The 20,392-nt window shown below is 71.2% G+C and carries 19 protein-coding genes; 14 read left to right on the top strand and 5 right to left on the bottom strand.

Features of this window, described 5'->3' with window-relative positions; all coding sequences use genetic code 11:
- Positions 1-858 (bottom strand): AraC-like ligand-binding domain-containing protein (locus VQ02_RS01015; RefSeq protein ID WP_053080105.1); only part of this gene is annotated, 858 nt, incomplete at its 3' end.
- Between the two features lie 325 nt (positions 859-1,183).
- Here VQ02_RS01015 and VQ02_RS01010 point away from each other — a divergent pair.
- The 4 genes from VQ02_RS01010 to VQ02_RS00995 all read left to right on the top strand — a co-directional run bounded on the left by VQ02_RS01010 (position 1,184) and on the right by VQ02_RS00995 (position 5,508).
- Complete coding sequence (locus VQ02_RS01010) at positions 1,184-2,395, top strand: ABC transporter substrate-binding protein (RefSeq protein WP_048442286.1); 1,212 nt, start codon at positions 1,184-1,186, stop codon at positions 2,393-2,395.
- Between the two features lie 5 nt (positions 2,396-2,400).
- Positions 2,401-3,645, top strand: a complete 1,245-nt coding sequence (locus VQ02_RS01005; protein ID WP_048442285.1) for a cytochrome P450 — start codon at positions 2,401-2,403, stop codon at positions 3,643-3,645.
- 206 nt (positions 3,646-3,851) lie between these two features.
- Positions 3,852-4,778, top strand: coding sequence for an aldo/keto reductase (locus VQ02_RS01000; RefSeq protein WP_048442284.1), 927 nt, complete (start codon positions 3,852-3,854; stop codon positions 4,776-4,778).
- Positions 4,768-5,508, top strand: coding sequence for an NADPH-dependent F420 reductase (locus tag VQ02_RS00995; RefSeq protein WP_083468964.1), 741 nt, complete (start codon positions 4,768-4,770; stop codon positions 5,506-5,508). Before VQ02_RS01000 ends, VQ02_RS00995 begins: the two co-directional genes overlap by 11 nt.
- A gap of 24 nt (positions 5,509-5,532) precedes the next feature.
- Here the strand turns inward: VQ02_RS00995 and VQ02_RS00990 are convergent, their stop codons facing one another.
- Positions 5,533-6,510, bottom strand: a complete 978-nt coding sequence (locus tag VQ02_RS00990) for a Bug family tripartite tricarboxylate transporter substrate binding protein (RefSeq protein ID WP_048442283.1) — start codon at positions 6,508-6,510, stop codon at positions 5,533-5,535.
- A gap of 187 nt (positions 6,511-6,697) precedes the next feature.
- On the opposite strand from VQ02_RS00990, the gene VQ02_RS00985 reads away from it, so the two are divergent.
- The 5 genes from VQ02_RS00985 (at position 6,698) to VQ02_RS00965 (ending at position 11,291) form a co-directional block, all read left to right on the top strand.
- Positions 6,698-7,354, top strand: coding sequence for a tripartite tricarboxylate transporter TctB family protein (locus VQ02_RS00985; RefSeq protein WP_048442282.1), 657 nt, complete (start codon positions 6,698-6,700; stop codon positions 7,352-7,354).
- On the top strand, positions 7,354-8,898 hold the full coding sequence (locus VQ02_RS00980) for a tripartite tricarboxylate transporter permease (protein ID WP_048442281.1): 1,545 nt from the start codon (positions 7,354-7,356) through the stop codon (positions 8,896-8,898). The genes VQ02_RS00985 and VQ02_RS00980 overlap by 1 nt, the downstream gene beginning before the upstream one ends.
- Before the next feature lie 111 nt (positions 8,899-9,009).
- On the top strand, positions 9,010-10,350 hold the full coding sequence (locus tag VQ02_RS00975) for an NTP/NDP exchange transporter (RefSeq protein ID WP_048442280.1): 1,341 nt from the start codon (positions 9,010-9,012) through the stop codon (positions 10,348-10,350).
- Complete coding sequence (locus VQ02_RS00970; protein ID WP_048442279.1) at positions 10,343-10,996, top strand: class II aldolase/adducin family protein; 654 nt, start codon at positions 10,343-10,345, stop codon at positions 10,994-10,996. The genes VQ02_RS00975 and VQ02_RS00970 overlap by 8 nt, the downstream gene beginning before the upstream one ends.
- Positions 10,997-11,048: 52 nt before the next feature.
- Positions 11,049-11,291: a DUF4926 domain-containing protein gene (locus VQ02_RS00965; protein WP_245239579.1), complete on the top strand. Its 243-nt coding sequence runs from the start codon at positions 11,049-11,051 to the stop codon at positions 11,289-11,291.
- A gap of 487 nt (positions 11,292-11,778) precedes the next feature.
- Here the strand turns inward: VQ02_RS00965 and VQ02_RS00960 are convergent, their stop codons facing one another.
- Positions 11,779-12,762, bottom strand: coding sequence for an MBL fold metallo-hydrolase (locus VQ02_RS00960; RefSeq protein ID WP_048442277.1), 984 nt, complete (start codon positions 12,760-12,762; stop codon positions 11,779-11,781).
- A gap of 319 nt (positions 12,763-13,081) precedes the next feature.
- Between VQ02_RS00960 and hydA the strand changes: the two genes are divergently transcribed.
- The 3 genes from hydA to VQ02_RS00945 all read left to right on the top strand — a co-directional run bounded on the left by hydA (position 13,082) and on the right by VQ02_RS00945 (position 15,802).
- Complete coding sequence (gene hydA, locus VQ02_RS00955; RefSeq protein WP_048442276.1) at positions 13,082-14,581, top strand: dihydropyrimidinase; 1,500 nt, start codon at positions 13,082-13,084, stop codon at positions 14,579-14,581.
- A 475-nt stretch (positions 14,582-15,056) separates the two neighbouring features.
- The gene (locus VQ02_RS00950) at positions 15,057-15,338 is read left to right on the top strand and encodes a hypothetical protein (protein WP_048442275.1); all 282 of its coding nucleotides are present in this window, start codon (positions 15,057-15,059) and stop codon (positions 15,336-15,338) included.
- A 59-nt stretch (positions 15,339-15,397) separates the two neighbouring features.
- Positions 15,398-15,802, top strand: coding sequence for a carboxymuconolactone decarboxylase family protein (locus VQ02_RS00945; protein WP_048442274.1), 405 nt, complete (start codon positions 15,398-15,400; stop codon positions 15,800-15,802).
- 201 nt (positions 15,803-16,003) lie between these two features.
- Here VQ02_RS00945 and VQ02_RS00940 read toward each other — a convergent pair whose 3' ends face one another.
- Positions 16,004-17,359: an NAD(P)H-dependent oxidoreductase gene (locus tag VQ02_RS00940; protein WP_048442273.1), complete on the bottom strand. Its 1,356-nt coding sequence runs from the start codon at positions 17,357-17,359 to the stop codon at positions 16,004-16,006.
- Between the two features lie 135 nt (positions 17,360-17,494).
- Here VQ02_RS00940 and VQ02_RS00935 point away from each other — a divergent pair, with 135 nt between their 5' ends.
- Entirely contained in the window at positions 17,495-17,941 is a 447-nt protein-coding gene (locus tag VQ02_RS00935) for a bleomycin resistance protein (protein WP_048442272.1), read from the top strand.
- Entirely contained in the window at positions 17,938-18,330 is a 393-nt protein-coding gene (locus tag VQ02_RS00930) for a VOC family protein (protein ID WP_048442271.1), read from the top strand. The genes VQ02_RS00935 and VQ02_RS00930 overlap by 4 nt, the downstream gene beginning before the upstream one ends.
- A 21-nt stretch (positions 18,331-18,351) precedes the next feature.
- On the opposite strand, the gene VQ02_RS00925 is transcribed toward VQ02_RS00930, so the two are convergent.
- On the bottom strand, positions 18,352-20,283 hold the full coding sequence (locus VQ02_RS00925) for a potassium transporter Kup (protein WP_048442270.1): 1,932 nt from the start codon (positions 20,281-20,283) through the stop codon (positions 18,352-18,354).
- Positions 20,284-20,392: the final 109 nt, after the last annotated feature.

Here is a 20,392-nt window from a genome sequence, read left to right as displayed (position 1 = left end):
CCCGCGGAGGTGCGTGGACGTGCCGGGGGGGGGGCGCCGGCCGGGGCGCAGGTAGGGGGCTGCACCGCCGGGGGCGGGGCGGGGTTGGGAGTTGGGGAAGTGACTGCCGCCCTCCGTGGCGAGCTGGCGGTAGGGCGGGGCGCGGGACAGGCCGAACCGTGCGCAGATCATCTCCGCACCGAGGTCCGGCGAGGCGAGCCTGCTCTGGATGAAGGCCCGGATCTCGGTGCTGACCCGCCGCTCCGCCAGGTGCGGATCGGCGGGCGGATCGGGAATCGCCGCCCGGCACAGCTTGGCGGCCGCGGCCGCGACGCCGGGCACGTCCTTCGCGTCCAGGCGGTCGGCGACGGAGACGAGCTCGCACAGGTAGGAGGCGAACAGCTTCGCTGCCGGACTGTCCCGCGTCCGCAGAACGGTCCCGTGCAGGGCGGCGACCGACCGGTCCCGCCCGGCCAGGAGCCCGCGCGGCACGACGATGGTCGTGGCCCTGATCGAGGAGGCCGCGATCGCGACCGGCTGGGCGAGGTCGTAGATCGCGCAGTCCGCCTCCCCGATCTCGACCGTGGTCCGGCCCGTGTCGATGCGGCCGGTGCCGCTCCGGCAGATCTGGATCAGCAGATGATCGACGCCCTGCTGCGCGATCATGCGGGGTGATCGCCCGAGGTTCTGGGCCGGCGCCGACAGGTCGCCGACCAGGATGCTGCCGAGATTGTAGCTGCGCATCGCGATCGGCGATGCGAGGCTCGTCTCGGGCCGCGCCGACGGTGCGAAGATCGGCGAGATGTGCTCGATCCATCGCTCCCAGGTCGCCGCGGCATCCGCCGACGGCACGAAACGGTCGCAAGGCAGCCTCGCCATCGCACGACTATGCTCACCAGACATGCCGAGAACGCCCTCAGGTCGATGCCAGAGGATCTTCGCCTCGACTTTCGACTGGACATGAAGACAGTCGGGTGCTCCGGCTGCTCTTTCGATTTGTTTAAATGGCCTTCGAGCGCGCAACAACGATCGTCGTCGTCAAATATTGCGACGATCCGTCGGGGGCGGCCGATCCCGCCGGCCCTCGCTGCCGTCCCGCACTCTTCGGCCTGCCGGCGCTTGCCTCGCGGGCGCGGATCGGCTGTGAAGGGGACGACAAGGCGACCTCGCGCGGGACGATGCGGGCGCCGGGAGGATCAGAGCGATGAACCGATTCGCCACCAGCCTGTGCGGTGCCGCCCTCGCGCTCGCGGCCCTGGGCCAGCCGGCCGCGGCGCAGATCTCCGACGACGTGGTGCGGATCGGCGTGCTCACCGACCTCTCGGGGCCCTACGCCGACAGCGGCGGGCGCGGATCCGTGGCGGCGGCCGAGATGGCCGCGAAGGATTTCGGCGGCAAGGTGCGGGGCAAGCCGGTCGAGATCGTCTCGGCCGACCACCAGAACAAGCCCGACGTCGCCTCGAGCATCGCCCGGCGCTGGTACGACGTCGAGAAGGTCGACGCTGTCGTCGACCTTCCGGTGACGGCGATCGCGCTCGCGGTCCAGGCGGTCGCCAAGGAGAAGAACCGCACGGTGATGATCACCGCCGCGGCGACCTCCGACCTCACCGCCAAGACCTGCTCCCCGGTCAGCTCGCACTGGACCGACGACACGCACGCGCTCACCGCCGGCACCGCGCGGGCGGTGTTCGAGCGCGGCGGCAAGTCCTGGTACTTCATCACCGTCGACCATGCCTTCGGGCACGCGCTGCAGAAGGAGGCCACCACGGTGGTCGAGACGCTGGGCGGCAAGGTGGTGGGCACCTCGCGCCACCCGATCAACACCGCCGACTACTCCTCCTTCCTGCTCCAGGCCCAGAGCTCGGGGGCGGACGTGGTCGCCTTCGCCAGCGTCGGCGACGACTTCACCAAGGCGGTCAAGCAGGCCGACGAGTTCGGCCTGACGAACGGGCGCCAGACGCTGACGGGCTTCCTGGTCTACGTCACCGACATCAAGGGCCTCGGCCTGCCGGTGGCGCACGGCCTGACCTTCTCGGAAGCGTTCTACTGGGACCAGAACGACGCCGCCCGCGCCTTCGCCAAGCGGTTCCAGGAGCGCACCGGCGCGATGCCGACGAAGAACCAGGCCCTGATCTACACCGCCGTCACTCACTACCTGAAGGGGATCGAGCAGGCGGGCACCGACGAGGCGGCGGCGGCGAACGCCGCCATGCGGGCGCTGCCGGTGGCGTTCTTCGACCACCCCGCGACCCTGCGCGCCGACGGGCGCCTCCTCTACGATCCCGTGCTCTACCGGGCGAAGGAGCCGGGCGCCTCCAAGGGCCCGTGGGACCTCTACGAGGTGCTGCGCACCATCCCGAAAGAGGAGGCGTTCCTGCCGATGAACCCCGCCTGCGCGCCCAACGGGCGCGGGTGAGCCGGATGGCCGATCCCGCCCTCGCCGAGGGGTTCGACCTCCGGCGCCTGCCGGAGGGGTTCATCGAGAACCCCTACCCGGTCTATGCGGCGCTCCGCGAGCACGCCCCGGTCCACGTGATGGGCCAGGGTCCTTCGGGCGAGGCCCAGGTGCTGCTCTCGCGCTACGCCGACCTGGAGCGGGTCTACAAGGATGCCGCCGCCTTCAGCTCGGACAAGACCGTCGAGTTCGGCGCCAAGTTCCGGGTGGCGGAGGCCGGCCCCTCCCCGCTCTACCGCCACCACACCCAGAGCCTGGTCTTCAACGATCCGCCGCGCCACACCCGGGTCCGGCGCATCATCGCCGGGGCCCTGACGCCGCGGGCGGTCGCCGCCATGGAGGCCGGCATCGTCGCGCTGGTCGACCATCTCCTCGACGCGGCCGAGGCGCGGGGAAGGGCCGACCTGATCGAGGACTTCGCCGCCGCGATCCCCGTGGAGGTGATCGGCAACCTGCTCGGGGTGCCGCGGGACGAGCGCGGCCCCTTGCGGGACTGGTCGCTGGCGATCCTCGGCGCCCTCGAACCCGTGCTGTCGCCGGAGGTCGAAGCCGCCGGCAACCGGGCGGTGACCGCGTTCCTCGCCTATCTCGAACGCCTCGTCGACGACCGCCGCCGGAACCCGGGCGACCCGGACAAGGACATCCTCACGCGCCTGATCCAGGGCGAGGTCGCCGGCGAGCGGCTCTCGGCCGAGGAATTGCTGCAGAACTGCATCTTCATCCTGAACGCCGGGCACGAGACCACCACCAACCTGATCGGTAACGGACTCCATCTCCTCGACGAGCGCAGGGAGGCACGGGCCCGGCTCCTCGCCGAGCCCGACCTCATGCGCAAGGCCGTCGAGGAGGTGCTGCGCTTCGAGAGCTCGAACCAGCTCGGCAACCGCGTCGCCACCACGAGTTTCGCCATGGGCGGGCGGGACTTTCCTGCGGGCACCCAGATCACGCTCTGCATCGGCGCCGCCAACCGCGATCCGGCGCAGTTCCCGGACCCCGAGACCTTCGACGTTGCCCGCGACCCCAACCGCCACCTCGCCTTCGCGAGCGGCATCCACCAATGCGTCGGCATGGCGGTCGCCCGGCTCGAGGGCCGGATCGCGCTTTCGCGCTTCCTCGCCCGCTTCCCCGGCTACCGCCTCGACGGGGTGCCGGAGCGCTCGCAGCGGGTGCGCTTCCGGGGCTTCCTGCGGCTGCCGGCGCGGCTGGGGTGAGCGCGAGGCCCGGGGATGGAACCGTGGCTCACGAAGAACCAACAGCCCATGATGCACCGCTGACCCGCCTTGTCGTGAATCGTGTCGGCCGATGCCGATCGCACGCGCAGCCCTCCCCTCAAGCGCTTGTGTGCGGCTGCGGCGTGGGCAGGCACCCCGCCGCGCCCTACTCTCCCGTCCGCCACGAGTTGCAGAGGAAACCCAGCATGAAGCTTCACCGCCGCGCCGTGCTGGCCGGATCCCTGGCCGCAGGCCTGCTCCCGGGCCGCTCCTTCGCGCAGGGCGGCGCCACGGCGCAAGGCGATGGGCTGATCCGCCGCCCGATCCCCTCCACCGGCGAGACGGTCCCGGCCGTCGGCATCGGCACCTCGCGGCGCTACGACGTCGCGCCGGATTCGGAAGGCATGGCGCCGTTGCGCGAGACGGTGGCGAAGTTCGTCGCGCTCGGCGGCACGGTGGTCGACACCGCGCCCGATTACGGCCGGGCCGAGGAGGTGCTGGGCCGGATCCTGAAGGAGACGAATCTTCGCGAGAAGATCTTCCTGTGCAGCAAGGTGGCGGCGCGGGGGCGCGAGGCCGGGCAGGCGCAGATCGAGCAGTCCTTCCGCCGCCTCGGCACCGACCGGATCGACCTGATCGCGGTCCACAACCTGATCGACCCGGAGGCGCAGCTGCCTCTCCTGCGCGAGCTGAAGGAGAAGAAGCGCATCCGCTACCTCGGCGCCACCACCTGGGCCGAGAAGCAGTACGGCGATCTCGAAGCCCTGATGAAGGCGGAAAAGCTCGACGTGATCCAGGTCAACTACGCGGTCGATGCCCGCCAGGCCGCCGAGCGCATCCTGCCGCTGGCGAAAGACCGCGGCGTCGCCGTGATGGTCAACGTGCCGTTCGGCCGTGAGCGGCTGTTCAACCTGGTGCGCGGTCGCGAGCTGCCGCCCTGGGCGGCGGAGTTCGACTGTCAGAGCTGGCCGCAATTCTTTCTCAAGTACGTCCTGTCGCACGAGGCGGTGACCTGCCCGGTGCCGGGCACGGCGCAGGTCCGCTACGTCGAGGACAATCTCGGCGCGGCGCGCGGCCGCCTGCCCGACGCCGCGACCCGCCGCAAGATGGAGGAGTTCATCGATGGCCTGTGATCGCCGCACGCTCCTGCGCGCCGGAGCAGTCGCCCTGGCGCTCTCCGCCAGCCCCGCCCTGGCGCAGGATTCCAAGCAGGACCCCAAGGCGGAAGGCGCCAAGACACCCATCGCGGTCATCGGCGGCGGCAATATCGGCGGCACCATCGGTGGCCTGTGGGTCAAGGCCGGCCACCCGGTGATGTTCGCCTCGCGTCACCCGGAAGACCTGAAGCCGCTGGTCGAGAAGCTCGGGCCGCTCGCCAAGGCCGGCACGGTCGAGCAGGCGCTCGCCTTCGGCGATGCGGTGCTGGTCGCGGTGCCGTACAAAGCCTATCCGGAACTCGGCCGGGCCCATGGCAACCTCCTGAAGGGCAAGGTCGTGCTCGACGCCGGCAACGCCACCAAGGCCCGGGACGGCGACCTCGCGGCCGAGGCCGAGAGCGCCGGCATCGGCGCCACCTCGGCCAAGTACTTGGCCGGCGCCCGGCTGGTGCGGGCCTTCAACGCCGCGAACTACCGCCTCTTTGCCCAGAACGCCCATCGCAGCGGCGCCCCGATGGCGGTGCCGATCGCGGGCGACGACAGCCAAGCGCTCGAGGTCGCCGCGGCCCTGGTGCGCGACGCCGGCTTCGAGCCGGTGGTGGTCGGCGGCCTCGACGCGGCGCGGAAGTTCCAGATGGGCAGCCCCGGCTTCGGCCACGACGCCACGGCGCAGGACGCCCGCAAGGTCTTCGGGCTCGCGCCGTGACGGGCGAGCCCGCGAGGGGGCGGATCAATCCAGCTTGGCGCCCGAGAACTCGACCACCTTCTTCCACTTCTCGGTCTCGTCGACGATCATCTTGCCGAACTCCTCGGGCGTGAGGCGCAGCGGCGTGCCGCCGAGGTTGGCGAGCTTCTTGGCCGTCTCCGGGTCGGACAGGACGTCGTTGATCTCCCGGTTCAGGCGCGCGATCAGTTCGGGCGGGGTGCGCTTGGGCGCCCCGACCCCGAACCACGCGCTCGCCTCGTAGCCCGGCACGGTCTCGGCGACGGTCGGCACGTCGGGCAGCGCCGGGGAGCGCTCGGCCGTGGTGACCGCGAGCGCCCGCAGGCCGCCCGAGCGGACGTGCTCGATCGAGGAGGGCAGGTTGTCGAACAGCACGTGCGCCTGCCCCGACAGCATGTCGGTCAGCGCAGGGCCCGCCCCGCGATAGGGCACGTGCACCATGTCGACGCCGGTCATCTTCTTGAACAGCTCGCCCGACATGTGCACCGAGGTGCCTAAGCCCGAGGAGGCCATGTTGACCTTGCCGGGATTGGCCTTGCAGTAACTGATGAACTCCGCGACCGTCTTCACCGGCAGGCTCGGCGTCACCTCCATGATGTTGGGCGAGCGCGTGATGCCCGCCACCGGGGCGATGTCCCGCACGAAGTCGAAGTTCAGCTTCTTGTAGAGCGTCGTGTTGATGCCGTTCGCCGGGTTGACGAGCAGGATCGTGTAGCCGTCCGGATCGGCCTTCACCACGGCGTCGGTGCCGATGTTGTTGCCGGCCCCGGGCCGGTTCTCGATGTAGACCTGCTGGCCGAGGCGGCGGCTCAGCGGCTCGGCGATGAGGCGGGCCAGGACGTCGGTGGTTCCACCCGGCGGGTAGCCGACCACCCAGCGGATCGGCCGCGTCGGGTAGCCCTGCTGGGCGCGCGGGACGCGGCTGCCGAGGGGCACGAGCGCGGCGGCGCCGAGCAGCGAACGTCGTGACAGACCGGACGTCATCCAAGTGCCCTCCCTCGGCCGGCCATCCTATCCGTGGCCTATTACCGGTGCCGCATTCTAGGCAGAAACCCAGGGGCATGGCGAGACGAGGACGGTGAACCCGCTTGATCGTCTGCCGGGCCATCGTGCACAAAGTCGGAAAAGCGGGATCCGGAACCATCGGCCCGACAGCCAGGGAGGACCCGCCATGCCGGCCCGTTCCGACACCCATGCGCGCGGGCCGATCCGCGGTCCGCGCAGCGTCGCGGGCGGCCTGCTCCTCGTCGGGCTGGCGGCGCTCGCGCTCTACCTCACCCGCGACCTGAGCCAGGGCACGCTGCGCAGCATGGGACCCGGCATGGTGCCGCGCATGCTGGCGATCGGCCTGGGCCTGAGCGGCCTCGTCCTCGTGGGCGTGGGCCTCGTGCGTGCCGGCCACCCGCTCGAACGCTTCTCCCTGCGCGGTCCCGTGGTGATCCTGCTCGCGATCGCCACCTTCGCGCTCACGATCCGGCCCTTTCCGCTCGGCGGGATCACCACCCCGGGGCTTGGCCTGCTCGGCGCCGGCCCGCTCACCGTGGTGATCGGCGGCTTCGCCTCGCCGGAGGGGCGGCTGCGCGAGAACCTCGTCCTCGGCCTCGGCCTCACCGCCTGCGCCATGCTGCTGTTCGGCGACCTCCTCAACCTGCCGATCCCGATGTTCCCGGAGGCCTACGCGGCCCTGTTCCCGGACGGCTGGTCGCAGGACGGGCGCCTGCGCGTCACCGCGGGGCTGCTGGCCGGGGTCGCGGTCGCGCTGCTGCTCGTCGGGCCGCGCCGGTCCGAGGCCCGCATCGGCGTCGCCGGCCAGTCCCGGGGCGCCTGATGGGCGATCTTCTCGCCAACCTGGCGCTGGGCTTCGGCACCGTCCTGCAGGTCGTGCCCGTGGAGGTGCCGGGCCTCGGGCCCGTGCCGCTGCCGATGAACGTCGTGCTGTGCTTCGTCGGCTGCCTCGTCGGCACCCTGATCGGGGTCCTGCCCGGGGTCGGGCCGGTCGCGACGATCGCGATGCTCCTGCCCATCACCTTCAAGTTCGACCCCACCGGCGCGCTCATCATGCTGGCGGGCATCTACTACGGGGCGCAGTACGGCGGCTCCACCACGGCGATCCTCGTCAACATCCCGGGCGAGGCGACCTCCGTGGTCACCACGCTCGACGGCCACCAGATGGCCCGCCAGGGCCGCGCCGGGGTGGCGCTCGGGATCGCGGCGATCGGCTCCTTCGTGGCGGGCTGCGTCGCCACCGTGGTGATCGCGGCGCTCGGCGCGCCGCTGACCCGCCTCGCCCTGGTGTTCGGGCCGGCGGAGTACTTCTCGCTGATGGTCATGGGGCTCGTCTTCGCGGTGGTCCTCGCCCGCGGCTCGATCCTCAAGGCCGTGGCGATGATCCTGCTCGGCATCCTGCTCTCGACGGTGGGGGCCGACCTGGAGACGGGCCAGGAGCGCATGACCTTCGGGCAGTCGTTCCTCTCCGACGGGATCGATTTCGCCGTGCTGGCGATGGGGCTGTTCGGCATCGCCGAGATCCTGCGCAACCTCGACCACACCGAGGCCCGGGACGTGGTGCGGCAGGCGATCGGGCGGCTGCTGCCAGGCCGCGACGACCTGCGCCAGTCGGGCCTGCCGATCCTGCGCGGCACGGCGATCGGCGCGGTTTTGGGCATCCTGCCGGGCAACGGCGCGGTGCTCGGCCCCTTCGCCTCCTACACCCTGGAGAAGCGGCTCGCGCGCGATCCCTCCCGCTTCGGCACCGGCGCCATCGAGGGCGTGGCGGGACCGGAGAGCGCCAACAACGCCGGGGCGCAGACCTCGTTCATTCCGCTCCTCACCCTCGGCATCCCGCCGAACGCCGTCATGGCGCTGATGGTGGGCGCCATGACGATCCACGGCATCGTGCCGGGGCCGCAGGTGATGACCAAGAACGCCGGCCTGTTCTGGGGCATGATCGCCTCGATGTGGGTCGGCAACGTCATGCTGCTCATCATCAACCTGCCGCTGATCGGGCTCTGGGTGCGGCTCCTGAAGGTGCCCTACCGGCTGATGTTCCCGGCGATCCTGCTGCTCTGCTGCGTCGGCATCTACTCCATCAATGCGATGCCGACCGACATCCTGTTCATCGGCCTGTTCGGCGCGGTCGGCTACGCGCTGATCCGGCTCGACTTCGAGCCTGCCCCGCTGCTGCTCGGCTTCGTGCTCGGCAAGCTGATGGAGGAGAACCTGCGCCGGGCGCTCATCATCTCGCGCGGGGAGATGAGCACCTTCGTCGAGCGGCCGATCTCGGCGGGGCTCCTGCTGGTCGCCGTGGTGCTGCTCGTCGTCGCCCTGCTGCCGACGATCCGCCGGAGCCGCGACGAGGTCTTCGTCGAGTAGGGGGGCGGTCGCGGGACGGTGATCGGCGAAGGAGGCTCGCGCGTCTTGCGAGCGACGCGCGCCTCCGCCAAGCACACCGCACGCCCGGGTCGAGGGCGCGAGGAGTGGCGGATGAGCGAGAGTGAGGCGATTCCGGCCGCGCGGGGCGCCGGGCTGCGGGTCCCGGCCTGGCTGCGGCGCCTGACCGACGTGCGGCCCGAGGAGGTGCCGGCCCTCGGCTGGGCCTGGCTCTACATCTTCGCGCTGCTCTCGTCCTACTACGTGATGCGGCCGATTCGCGACCAGATGGGGCTGGCCGGCGGGCTCGAGAACCTGCCCTGGCTGTTCACCGCCACGCTGGTGGGCATGCTGGTGCTCAACGTCCCGTTCGGCTGGCTCGTGCGCAAGCTGCCGCGGGCCCGCTTCATCCCGATCACCTACCGCTTCTTCGCCGCCAACATCCTGGTCTTCGCCGTGGTCCTCTATCGCAGCGGGCCGGAGGACGCGGTGTGGATCGGCCGGGTGTTCTTCGTCTGGCTGTCGATCTTCAACCTGTTCGTGGTCTCGATCTTCTGGGCCACCATCGTCGACGTGTTCGACACCGAGCAGGGCAAGCGGCTGTTCGGCTTCATCGCGGCCGGCGCGACGCTCGGGGCCATCACCGGCTCGGCCTTCACAGCGGTCCTGGCGCGGGACGTCGCCACGCCGTTCCTGCTGCTCGCCGCCGCTCTCCTGCTCGAGATCGCCGTCTTCAGCATGCGGGGGCTGGCACGGATCTCGGACGCGCTCTCGCGCGAGCCGGGTGCGGCCGCGCAGGCGATCGGCGGCAGCCCGTTCGCCGGCATCAGCCGGGTGCTCGGCTCGCCCTACCTGCTCGGCATCTGCCTGTTCCTGCTGCTGTTCTCGATCACCTCGACCTTCCTGTACTTCGAGCAGGCCGGCATCGCCAAGCGCAGCTTCCCCGATCGCGGCTCGCAGACCGCGTTCTTCGCCTCCGTCGACCTCGCGGTGAACGTGCTGACGCTCGGCGTGCAGCTCTTCCTCACCGGGCGGATCGTGCGCCGGCTCGGCGTCGGGCTCACGCTCGCGATCCTGCCGCTCGTCAGCGCCCTCGGCTTCGGGCTGCTCGCGGTGGCGCCCACCATCGCCAGCGTAGTGGTGTTCGGCGTGCTGCGGCGGGCGGGCAACTTCGCCATCGCCCGGCCGGTGCGCGAGGTGCTGTTCACCGTGCTGCCGCGGGAGGACCGCTACAAGGCCAAGGCCTTCATCGACACGGTGATGTACCGCCTCGGCGACCAGATCGGGGCCTGGTCCTACGGCATCGTCGGGTGGCTCGGCCTGAGCGCCACCGCCCTCTCGATCCTGGCGGTGCCCCTGTCGCTCGCCTGGCTCGTCAACGGCCTCTGGCTCGGGCGCCGGCAGGAGGCTATGGCGCGGGAGGCTGCGAAGGAGCAGGAGGCGGGGAATGGCTGAGACCGAGGCGGCCTTGCGGGAGGCGATCGTCGCGACCTGCCGCAGCATGGCGGCACAGGGCCTGAACCAGGGCACCTCCGGCAACGTCTCGGTGCGGTTCGGTGACGGCCTGCTCATCACCCCCTCGGGCCTGCCCTACGAGGAGATGACGCCCGCCGACATCGTGCCGATGGACATGGACGGCCGGGCCGACCACCCGCTCCCGCCGTCCTCCGAATGGCGCTTCCACCGCGACATCCTGCGGGCGCGCCCCGACGTCTCGGCCATCGTCCACGCCCACCCGACCTTCTGCACCGCCTTCGCGATGTGCCGGAAGGACATCCCGGCGGCGCACTACATGATCGCGGCGGCGGGCGGTCCCACCGTCCGCTGCAGCGGCTACGCGCTGTTCGGCACGGAGGAGCTGTCGCAGCGGGCCCTTGAGGCGCTTCAGGACCGCACCTGCTGCCTGCTCGCCAACCACGGCATGATCGCCACCGGGCCGACGCTGGCGAAGGCTCTGTGGCTCGCCGTCGAGCTCGAGACCCTGTGCCGGCAATACGCCGTGGCGCTCCAGGTCGGCCGGCCGCACATCCTGAGCGAGGCCGAGGTGGCCGAGGCGACCGAGCGCTTCAAGTCCTACGGGCCGCGGCCGAAGGCGGGGTGAGGAGGCATTGCTCACCCGGCCGGCCAAGCGTACCGTGTAAGATATGAGCCACGTGTCGACGACCTTCGTGCTGACACCCGATGCGCCCTCGGCGATCCGGGAGCTGGACACGGCGCGGCTGCTCGTGCCGGTCACGGACGACGATGGGCGCGAGGTGCCGGCTGGCTCGGTCGGCACGGTCGTCGGCGTGTGGAACCAGGGCGAGGCCTACGAGGTCGAGTTCGTCGCGCCCTTTCAGTCCCTGGCTACGGTCGAAGGCGGGCGACTCGTTCGGGTGTCGGATGCTACGCCGTGACGGGCGGACCGCCGCCCGGCACACAGCTCAAGCTCGATAGCGCGAAGATCACCGCATACCTTCTGGATCTCGACCATCGGCCGGCGGACCCGAGGCCAGGGCATTCCTGCGATTCGGCTTCTCGCCTGCGGCACCGGAGGTGCTGGCCGAGGCACTCCTTCGCCATCCCTCGCCGTCCCGCCCGGTCCGGTCGGCGCCCTCCGTCCACGGCATGAAGCACATCTACGAAGGGCCACCCAGGCGCCGGACGGGCGGGCTCCTTCCATCCGCACGATCTGGATCGTCGACCGCACAGGCTTCGCGAGCGTCGTGACAGCTTATACCCTCGCGCCTTCGCATCGACACGTCGATGCGAAGGCGTCCGGCGCATCAGCGCCGGCGCCCGTTCGGGCTTGCCTTGCGCCTCCGAACGGGTCCGTTCGAAGGCGCGGCGGTATTACCCGTTGAACGGATGAGCCGGCGCGATACACCGCGCCGGCCCTGGCTCCTACAACTCCATCTTCATCGCCTGCGGGTAGTACCGGAACCCGCCCTGCCCGTTCTCCGCGACGTGGCCGATGCCCGGCCAGGCGAAGTGGTAGGCCAGCACCGGGATCCGGTTCTTGGCCAGCATCGTCAGCATCCGCAGCCGCGTCTGGGCCGATTGCTTCGGGTCGGTGTCGTAGGCGAACTCGGTCAGCGGCTTCTCCATCAGCAGCACCGGGTGGTGCGTCAGGTCGCCGAGGTAGCAGAGGCTGTCCTTGCCCGAGGTGATCATGAACATCGTGTGGCCGACGCTGTGGCCCGGCGCCGCCAGGGCCTGGATGCCGGGCAGGAATTCCTGGCCGTCCTTCACGAAGACCAGCCTGTCGCGGATCGGCAGCAGGTTCTTGCGCGCCGTATCGAGGAAGGCGCCGAACGCGGCAGGCACCTTGGCCGGATCGGTCCAGTAATCGAAATCGGCCTGGGAGATGTAGAATTGGGCGTTGGGGAAGTGCGGCGTGCCGTCGTCGCCGACGCAGCCGCCGCAATGGTCGACATGGGCGTGGCTCATGACCACGGCGTCGATGTCCTTCGGGTCGATGCCGGCCTGGCGCATCGTGGTGAGGAGCTTGCCGGTGGTGGGCCCGAACAGCTTGAGCGAGCCCATGCCGGTGTCGAACAGCACCAGCTTGCTGCCGGTGTTGAGGATCAGGATGTTCTGCTCCAGCACCGCGTTCGAGAGCGGCAGGAAGTTGCTGGTGAGCTGCGCGTCCATCTCGGCCGTGGTGAGGCCGAGGAAGTTGGTGTGGGGATCCCCGAGCGGCAGGGTGCCGTCGGAGACCATGGTGCCCTCGGCGTCGCCGAGGGTGAAGCGGTAGTAGTAGGGGCTCTGGCTGCGCAGCAACGGCGCCTTGGCCCGCGCCGCCCCCGGCAGCCCGACCGTCGCCGCGGCCGCCGCGGCGCCGAGCATGAGATCGCGCCGGCTCGGAGCATCCAACCGAAACGTCATCGATGTTTCCTCCACGCTGTCCCGCGGGCGCCATTCTTGCGCGCGGGCCGGCGGGATGTCCGCTGGCTCAGCGCGGCCGGAACCTCTGCGGTGCCTCTTTGTCGATCGGTCCCGGCGGGTTTGTCAAACCGGATCCGGCCCGATCGCCCGGCGCGCCGCTGCCGCCCGGACAGGCACGGCGCGAGGTCCCGCCGCCCAAATTGCAGGCCCCCTGCCCACCCGGTCGGCACCTGCGCCGATCCGGGCCGGTGCCGGAATTGACAGGGTTTCGAGGCGGGCCCTACCCCGGCGCGTCAGCGCTTGCCGGGGAGGAGCCGCGATGGCGAACCACGAATTCGACTATGACCTGGTGGTGCGCGGCGCGACGCTCGCCGGCCCGGCCGAGGTGTTCGAGGCCGATCTCGGCGTGCGCGACGGGGTGATCGCGGCGGTCGGCCGGGGCTTGCGCCGGGGCCGGGACGAGATCGACGCCAAGGGCCTCGTCGTCACCCCCGGCGGCCTCGACCCGCACTGCCACATCGAGGAGCCCTCCGAGGGCGGCGGGGTGCAGGAGGAGAGTTTCTCCAGCGGCTCGGCCGCGGCGCTCGCCGGCGGCACCACCTCGTTCATCTGCTTCGTGCCGCAGTGGAAGGGCCACCCGATCGCCGCCACCGCGACCGGCTACGAGGCCAGCGCGAGAGCCTCCCGGGCCGATTACAGCTTCCACCAGATCATCACCGACCCGACGCCCGCAGTGCTGGAGGAGGAGGTGCCAGCGCTGGTCGCCCGCGGCATCCGCAGCCTCAAGGTCTTCCTCACCTACGACCCCTTACGCCTCACCGACGGCCAGTTCCTCGAGGTGCTGGCGACCGCGCGCCGCCTCGGCGCCTTCGTGACGGTGCATTGCGAGAACTACGACGCCATCGGCTGGCGCATCCGCGCCCTGCTGGAGGCCGGCCTCACCGACCCGCTCCAGCACGCCTGGGCCCGGCCGCCGGTGGTCGAGCGCGAGGCGACGCACCGGGCGATCGCGCTCGCCGAGCTCGTCGACCAGCCGATCCAGGTCTTCCACGTCTCCTGCGACGAGGCGGCGGAAGAGATCGCCCGGGCGCGGGCGCGGGGCGTGAAGGTCTGGGGCGAGACCTGCCCGCAATACCTGACGCTCTCGACCGACGACCTCGCGAAGCCCGACTTCGAGGGCGCCAAGGTGGTGTGCTCGCCGGCGCTCCGGGCGCCGGGCGAGGCGGAGCGGATCTGGGCCCGGATCCGCGAGGGCACCCTCGACGTGGTCTCCTCCGACCATTGCGGCTTCTCCTTCGCGACCGCCAAGCGCGATCCGGGCAGCAGCGGCTACGGCCAGGGCGGCGCCAAGGCGCGGCCGGACGGGATGCCGGCCTTCAACGCGATCCCGAACGGCGTGCCGGGGATCGAGACCCGGCTGCCCGTGCTGTTCTCGGCGGGCGTCTCGGCCGGGCGCATCGACCTGCCGACCTTCGTGCGCCTGACCTCGACCAATGCCGCCCGGCTGTTCGGGCTCGCCGGCCGAAAAGGCACGCTGGCGCCGGGCGCCGACGCCGACCTGGTGCTGTGGAACCCGGATGCCGAGCGCACCCTCACCAACGCCGACCTGCACCACGCCATCGACTACACCCCCTGGGAGGGGATGCGCCTCAAGGGCCTACCCGTCATGACCATCCGGCGGGGCGAGGTGGCGGTGCGCGACGGGCAGGTGCTGGCCGCACCCGGCTCCGGCCGCTTCCTCGCCCGCGGGCCCTACGCCCTGGCGACGCCTTCGGGCCGCGTGCCGGACGGCTTCGACGCTGCGGCCCGGCGCGGCTGACGCCGTCCCCGGCGGGGCGAGGGGCGCCGACTCCGGCGCCCCGGTCGCCTCCCCCACGCATGCTCCGACCGCCCGGCGACCGCCGCGCAGTCGGCGCGTAAGAGGACGAGCGACTTCGCCTGACCCAGCGGAACGACGCTCTCGCGCGCCACCGGCGCGCGCGCCTCCCGCTCGGGATCCGTCATGCCGGCCAAACCCGGCCCGTCCCCAGTCGCGCCGGAGACTATCTCCGGCCATGACGCGCCTTCGGCTTGTGCGCGGCCGCACCCACAAGTCAGTGCGGCGTCGATCGCCCGCGTGCTCCACCGCACGGAGCCATTACGACACGCCTCATCTTGGATTACATTGCAATTGACGCAATTCAGGCGCCGATCATAATTCTCATGTGGATGGCGAGCGGCGGACGACGGCGATCCCGCCGGACATTGCAAGATGTCGATGTCCGAATGCTGATCTCGCATCATGGGGAACGATCATGAGGACCTCGCTCATCGGTATCGGCCTGGGCGCCTGCCTGACGGCCCTGACGCTCGGCAGCGCGACGCAGGCCCTGGCCGAGGCCACCAGCGCCCAGCGCGCCGCCTGCACGCCCGATGTCTGGCGCCTGTGCGCCGGGGAGATCCCGAGCATCCCGGGCATCACCGCCTGCCTGCGGCGGGAGAAGCCGAAGCTGAGCCCGGCCTGCCGGGAGGTGATGAACGAGGCCGACCGTCCGCGCATCGCCCGCCCGGTCGCCAGCAACGAGCGCAAGTCGTAAGCTCGGCCCGGGACGGCGGGTCACTCAATCGCGCCCGCACCGCGAAGGAGGACGACCGCATGGCGACCGTGAGGCTCTGGAGCGACGCGGAGGCGGACGGAGATCCCCGCGTCAAGGCGGTGTTCGACGACATCCGGGCGGTGCGCCGCTCGGATTTCATCAACAATTTCTGGCGCGCGCTCGCCAACCAGCCGGCGGTGCTGGAGCGGACCTGGGCCGACCTGAAGCAGGTGATGGCCGCCGACGGCGCCCTCGACCCGCTGACCAAGGAGCTGATCTACATCGCGGTCTCGACCGCGAACGGCTGCAGCTACTGCATCCACTCGCACACCGCCGCCGCCCGGGCGAAGGGCATGACGGACGCCCAGCACGGCGAGCTGCTGGCGGTGATCGGCATGGCCAACCAGACCAACGCCCTCGTCACCGGGATGCAGGTGCCCGTGGACCGGGAGTTCCAGGTGTAGGCCCGGTCCTCCCCTGATCCCGCCCTTTCCCGGGCGCAGGCAGCGACAGTGGAATGCGATCCGGGATCCAGCGAGGGAAGGGCTGCGAAGCGGCCCTGCAGACTGCACCGTTGCAGGCGAGCGGTCGCTTCGCGGGTTCGTGCGCCGGGTCCCGGATCTCCCTCGCAAGGGGGTCGAGAGTATCCGCCTGAATTCCGCGCCTCACCCCGCCCCCACCTCTCCCCGGAACACCGCCTCCATCTCCCGCCGGAAGCGGATCGCCGGATCGTCGGCCGCGAAGGCGACGTCGTCCCACGAGACCGGCCGGCCGGCGGCGACCGGGCGGGTCAGGGTGAGGCCGTGGGCGAGGCCGATCGGCAGGCCGCCGGCGGCGAGCGAGTCCCGCGCCGGCATCAGCCGGCCGTAGACGGTGTAGCCCCCCTCCCCGTCCAGGCGCTCGCCGGCCTTCAGGTCGCGCTTGGCGGTCGCCACCACGTCGCCCGAGAAGCCCCGTGTGGCGCCGGTGGGCTCGCCGCGCACGGCGATGCTGGCGACCGAGAGGCCGAGCTCGAGCCCGATCAGGTGATAGGGCTTGTACATCGCGCTGTAGCGCCCGCTCGGGTCGGTCCTCAGGCCGTACTCGGAGAAGCACTTGCGGACGTAGTCGGAGGGCGCCTCGAAGGTGGCGTAGACGCCCCAGCGCAGATCGCGAAAGACCGGGCGGCCGTCGCGCTCGAGCGACGACACCACCTCGACCGTGCCGTCCACCGGCAGGATGCCGCCGGCGGATTCCGGCCTGAGCAGGGTCGGCAGGTCGTCGACGCCGCAAGGAGGGAAGGCGAGGCCGGCGGGCGGCGGCGTCAGATCGCAGGCATTGGCCACCGCCGCCATCTCCAGCGCCGACTTGGTGCCGTCGAGGAAGGAGTTGAACATCTGTGGGTTGAAGTCGCCGCCGGCGACCTGCTCCTCGGTGAAGCCGTAATGGCCCCAGACCGTGTCGGGGGTCGAGGCGTGGTAGACCGGCAGGTACTTCGTGCCCTTGCCGGCGCAGACGACGCGAAAGCCGGCGGTGCGGGCCCAGTCGACGATCTCGGCGATCAGCGCCGGCTGGTCGCCGTAGGCGAAGGAGTAGACGATGCCGGCCTCCGCCGCCCGGCGGGCGATCAGGGGCCCGGCGAGCGCGTCGGCCTCGACGTTGACCATCACGATGTGGCGCGCGTGCCGGCAGCAGGCGAGCGCGTGGCGGATGCCGGCCCCCGGATGGCCGGTCGCCTCGACGATCACCTCGATCCCGTCCGCAGCGATCAGGCCCTCGGCGTCGTCGGTGAGGAAGGTCGTGCCCTGGCGCATCGCCTCGGCGACGCTTCTGGCCTCGTATCGCTCCGCCGGCCAGCCGACCCGGGCGAGCGCGGCCCGCGCCCGCTGGGGGTCGAGGTCGGCGACGCCGACGACGTGCAGCCCCGGCGTGCGCGGCGCCTGCGACAGGAACATCGAGCCGAACTTGCCGGCCCCGATCACCCCGATCCGCACCGGATTGCCGGCCTCCGCCCGCGCGGCGAGCTTGTGGTACAGGCTCATCTGTCCTCCCCGGGGCGGCACGTGGGCCGCCTCATCGATCCTTCGGCGATTCCGCGAACGCCGTTGCGCGAACCGTCACGGATCGGCAGCATCAGGTCAACCGGCGCGGATGCCGGGCCGGGAGCCGGGGCGAGCATGACGGTCACGCTCACGCGCGCGAAGCTGGTCCCCGAGTTCCTGGTCGCCGACCTCGGGCTGAGCCTGCGGTTCTGGGTCGGCCTGATCGGCTTCCGGGTCGCCTACGACCGGCCGGAGGCGGGCTTCGCCTATCTCGACCTCGACGGCGCGCAGGTGATGCTGGATGAGCGCAGCCCCGCCTCCCGGCAGTGGCTGACCGGCCCGCTGGAGACGCCGCTGGGGCGCGGGATCAATGTCCAGATCGAGGTCGCGGCGGTGGAGCCGGTGCTGGCGCGGCTGGAGGAGGCCGGCTGGCCCTTGTTCATGGCGGTCGAGGACGCCTGGTACCGGGCCGGCCGCGTCGAGGTCGGCCAGCGCCAGTTCCTGGTGCAGGACCCGGACGGATACCTGCTGCGTCTCGGGGCGCGGCTCGGTGAGCGGCGGGCGGAAGTGAGGAAGCCATGACCCCGATCCGCATCCGCGCCATCGACCATTTCGTCCTGGTCGTCCTCGACATCGACGCGACGGTGACGTTCTACCGGCGCACCCTCCGCCTCGAGGCGCGCGAGGTCGCGCCCAAGCGCTGGGCGCTGCATTTCGGATCCCAGAAGATCAACCTTCAGCAACTGCATGCAAGCGTCGACGCGCAGACCCGTCATCCGAGCCGCGGCGCCGGGGATTTCTGCCTGCTGACCGACACGCCGCTCGCCGAGGTCGTCGCTCATCTGGAGCGCGAGGGCGTCACGATCATCAGCGGGCCGATCGAGCGCGAAGGCGCGACCGGCAGGATCCTGTCGGTCTACTTCTACGATCCCGACGAGAACCTGGTCGAGGTGAGCAATCCCGTCGGCTGAGGCGATGCCTGTCGACACTCCTCAGATCTCGATCTCCGTGCCCACCTCCATCACCTGCCGGGTCGGCACGCAGAAGAAGGCGCCGGTGCGCTCGCCGTTGCGCATCATGAAGGCGAACAGGGTCTCGCGCCATCCGGCCATGCCGCGGTGGTTGTGCTTGGGGATGATCGTCTCGTGGCCGACGAAGACCGTGACGTCCTCGACGAAGTCGGCCGGCAGCCCGCGATGGGCGACCGCGCAGGCGAGGCCTTCGGGGATCGAGGCGTCCTCCATGAAGCCGTAGCGGAGCGTCACGCGGAAGAGGTCGGGGGCGATCCGGGTCACCTCGGCGCGCTCGGATTCCGGCACGACGGGCGATTCCTCGTAGAGGGCGGTGACGATGGTGCAGCGGGCCGGCAGGGCGTGGCTGCGCTCGAGGAGCCGGGTCATGTGGAGCGGGATGCCCCTCGTGGCAGCGGACAGGAACGCGCCGGCGCCCGGCAGGCGGATCGGCGGGCGGTCGCGCAGGGCCGCGAGAAACACGCCCTCGTCCTGGCGGGCGCCGACCCGGTAGGCCTCGATCAGCCGCGTGCCCTGGAGCCAGGTCAGCATCGTCGTCGCCACGATGGCGGTGAGCACGAGGGGATACCAGCCGCCCTCGACCACCTTCACGCTGTTGGCGGCCAGGAACACGAGGTCGATCGCCAGGAACAGCCCGTTGACCAGAAGGACGAGGATGAGGTTGTAGCCCCAGCGGCGGGCGATGAGGGCGGCCAGCAGCGTGGTGATCGCCATGAGGAGCGAGACGGCGATGCCGTAGGCGCCGGCCAGCGCGTCCGAGGTCTCGAAGATCAGCACGGCGCTCAAGGTGGCGGCGGCCAGCAGCCAGTTCACCACCGGCACGTAGATCTGGCCGCGCTCGTCGCGCGCCGTGTGGACGATGCGGATGTAGGGCAGGAAGCCGAGCTGGACCGCCTGCTGCGTCAGGGAGAACACGCCGGAGATGATCGCCTGCGAGGCGATGACGGTGGCGAGCGTCGCGAGGCCAATCAGGGGATAGTGCGCCCAGTCGGGGGCGAGGCGGTAGAACGGGTTCTCGATCGCGTCGGGCTCGGCGAGGAGCACCGCGCCCTGGCCGAAGTAGTTGATGACGAGCGCCGGCAGCACCAGGCCGAACCAGGCGAGGCGAATCGGCCGGGCGCCGAAATGCCCGAGATCGGCGTACATCGCCTCGCCGCCGGTCACCGCCAGGAAGGCGGCGCCGAGCATCGCGAAGCTGACGCCCCAGCCCGCATGGGTGAGGAAGTTGACGGCCCGCAGCGGGTTGAGCGCCGTCAGGATCTGCGGCGACTGCAGGATGCCCCCTAAGCCGAGCCAGGCGAGGACGCAGAACCACACCAGCATCGCCGGCCCGAAGATCCGCCCGATGAAGGCCGCACCCTTGCTCTGGATCAGGAACAGCCCGATCAGGATGACGAGGGTGATCGGCACCACCGCGCGGGCGAGGCCGGGCGCCTCGACCTTCAGGCCCTCGACGGCGCTGAGCACCGAGATCGCCGGCGTGATCGCCCCGTCGCCGTAGAGGAGCGCGGCGCCGACGAGGCCGACGACGAGGAGGAGGCCCGCCCAGCTGCGCGGTTCGGCGTGGCGGGCGCCGAGCAGCGCCAGCATCGCCACGATCCCGCCCTCGCCGTGGTTGTCGGCCCGCAGGATCAGCACCGCGTACTTGAGCGACACCACGACGACGAGCGCCCACAGAATCAGCGACACCGCGCCGATCACCGCGGCGGGCTCCGCATGGCCGTGGCCGGCGGCCCGCACCGCCTCCTTGAACGCGTAGAGCGGGCTGGTGCCGATGTCGCCGTAGACGACCCCGAGGGCGCCCAGCAGCAGGCCGGGCTTCAGCCGCCGGGCCGGCTCCCGCGCGGCTGCCCGCGATGAGGTATCCTCGTCAACCGTAGCGAGCTGACCCACGGGCGCCTCCGCCGGCACGCCCGAGCCCGTCGGCCCCGGTGCCGCGTCTAGGAACGCGGATCTCCCCGCCGGGCTCCACCCGGCTCATGGCCTAGGACGAACCGCCGGG

This window comes from Methylobacterium variabile, assembly GCF_001043975.1.
Classification (GTDB): domain Bacteria; phylum Pseudomonadota; class Alphaproteobacteria; order Rhizobiales; family Beijerinckiaceae; genus Methylobacterium; species Methylobacterium variabile.
Note: the sequence above shows the minus strand (reverse complement) of the source record. Positions and strands in the feature narration are given on the sequence as shown.

Bases quoted from the DNA above. Each gene is read 5' to 3' on its own strand.
- VQ02_RS01010 (WP_048442286.1), top strand. From the start codon at position 1,184: ATGAACCGATTCGCCACCAGCCTGTGCGGTGCCGCCCTCGCGCTCGCG.
- VQ02_RS01005 (WP_048442285.1), top strand. From the start codon at position 2,401: ATGGCCGATCCCGCCCTCGCCGAGGGGTTCGACCTCCGGCGCCTGCCG.
- VQ02_RS01000 (WP_048442284.1), top strand. From the start codon at position 3,852: ATGAAGCTTCACCGCCGCGCCGTGCTGGCCGGATCCCTGGCCGCAGGC.
- VQ02_RS00995 (WP_083468964.1), top strand. From the start codon at position 4,768: ATGGCCTGTGATCGCCGCACGCTCCTGCGCGCCGGAGCAGTCGCCCTG.
- VQ02_RS00990 (WP_048442283.1), bottom strand. From the start codon at position 6,510: ATGACGTCCGGTCTGTCACGACGTTCGCTGCTCGGCGCCGCCGCGCTC.
- VQ02_RS00985 (WP_048442282.1), top strand. From the start codon at position 6,698: ATGCCGGCCCGTTCCGACACCCATGCGCGCGGGCCGATCCGCGGTCCG.
- VQ02_RS00980 (WP_048442281.1), top strand. From the start codon at position 7,354: ATGGGCGATCTTCTCGCCAACCTGGCGCTGGGCTTCGGCACCGTCCTG.
- VQ02_RS00975 (WP_048442280.1), top strand. From the start codon at position 9,010: ATGAGCGAGAGTGAGGCGATTCCGGCCGCGCGGGGCGCCGGGCTGCGG.
- VQ02_RS00970 (WP_048442279.1), top strand. From the start codon at position 10,343: ATGGCTGAGACCGAGGCGGCCTTGCGGGAGGCGATCGTCGCGACCTGC.
- VQ02_RS00960 (WP_048442277.1), bottom strand. From the start codon at position 12,762: ATGACGTTTCGGTTGGATGCTCCGAGCCGGCGCGATCTCATGCTCGGC.
- hydA (WP_048442276.1), top strand. From the start codon at position 13,082: ATGGCGAACCACGAATTCGACTATGACCTGGTGGTGCGCGGCGCGACG.
- VQ02_RS00950 (WP_048442275.1), top strand. From the start codon at position 15,057: ATGAGGACCTCGCTCATCGGTATCGGCCTGGGCGCCTGCCTGACGGCC.
- VQ02_RS00945 (WP_048442274.1), top strand. From the start codon at position 15,398: ATGGCGACCGTGAGGCTCTGGAGCGACGCGGAGGCGGACGGAGATCCC.
- VQ02_RS00940 (WP_048442273.1), bottom strand. From the start codon at position 17,359: ATGAGCCTGTACCACAAGCTCGCCGCGCGGGCGGAGGCCGGCAATCCG.
- VQ02_RS00935 (WP_048442272.1), top strand. From the start codon at position 17,495: ATGACGGTCACGCTCACGCGCGCGAAGCTGGTCCCCGAGTTCCTGGTC.
- VQ02_RS00930 (WP_048442271.1), top strand. From the start codon at position 17,938: ATGACCCCGATCCGCATCCGCGCCATCGACCATTTCGTCCTGGTCGTC.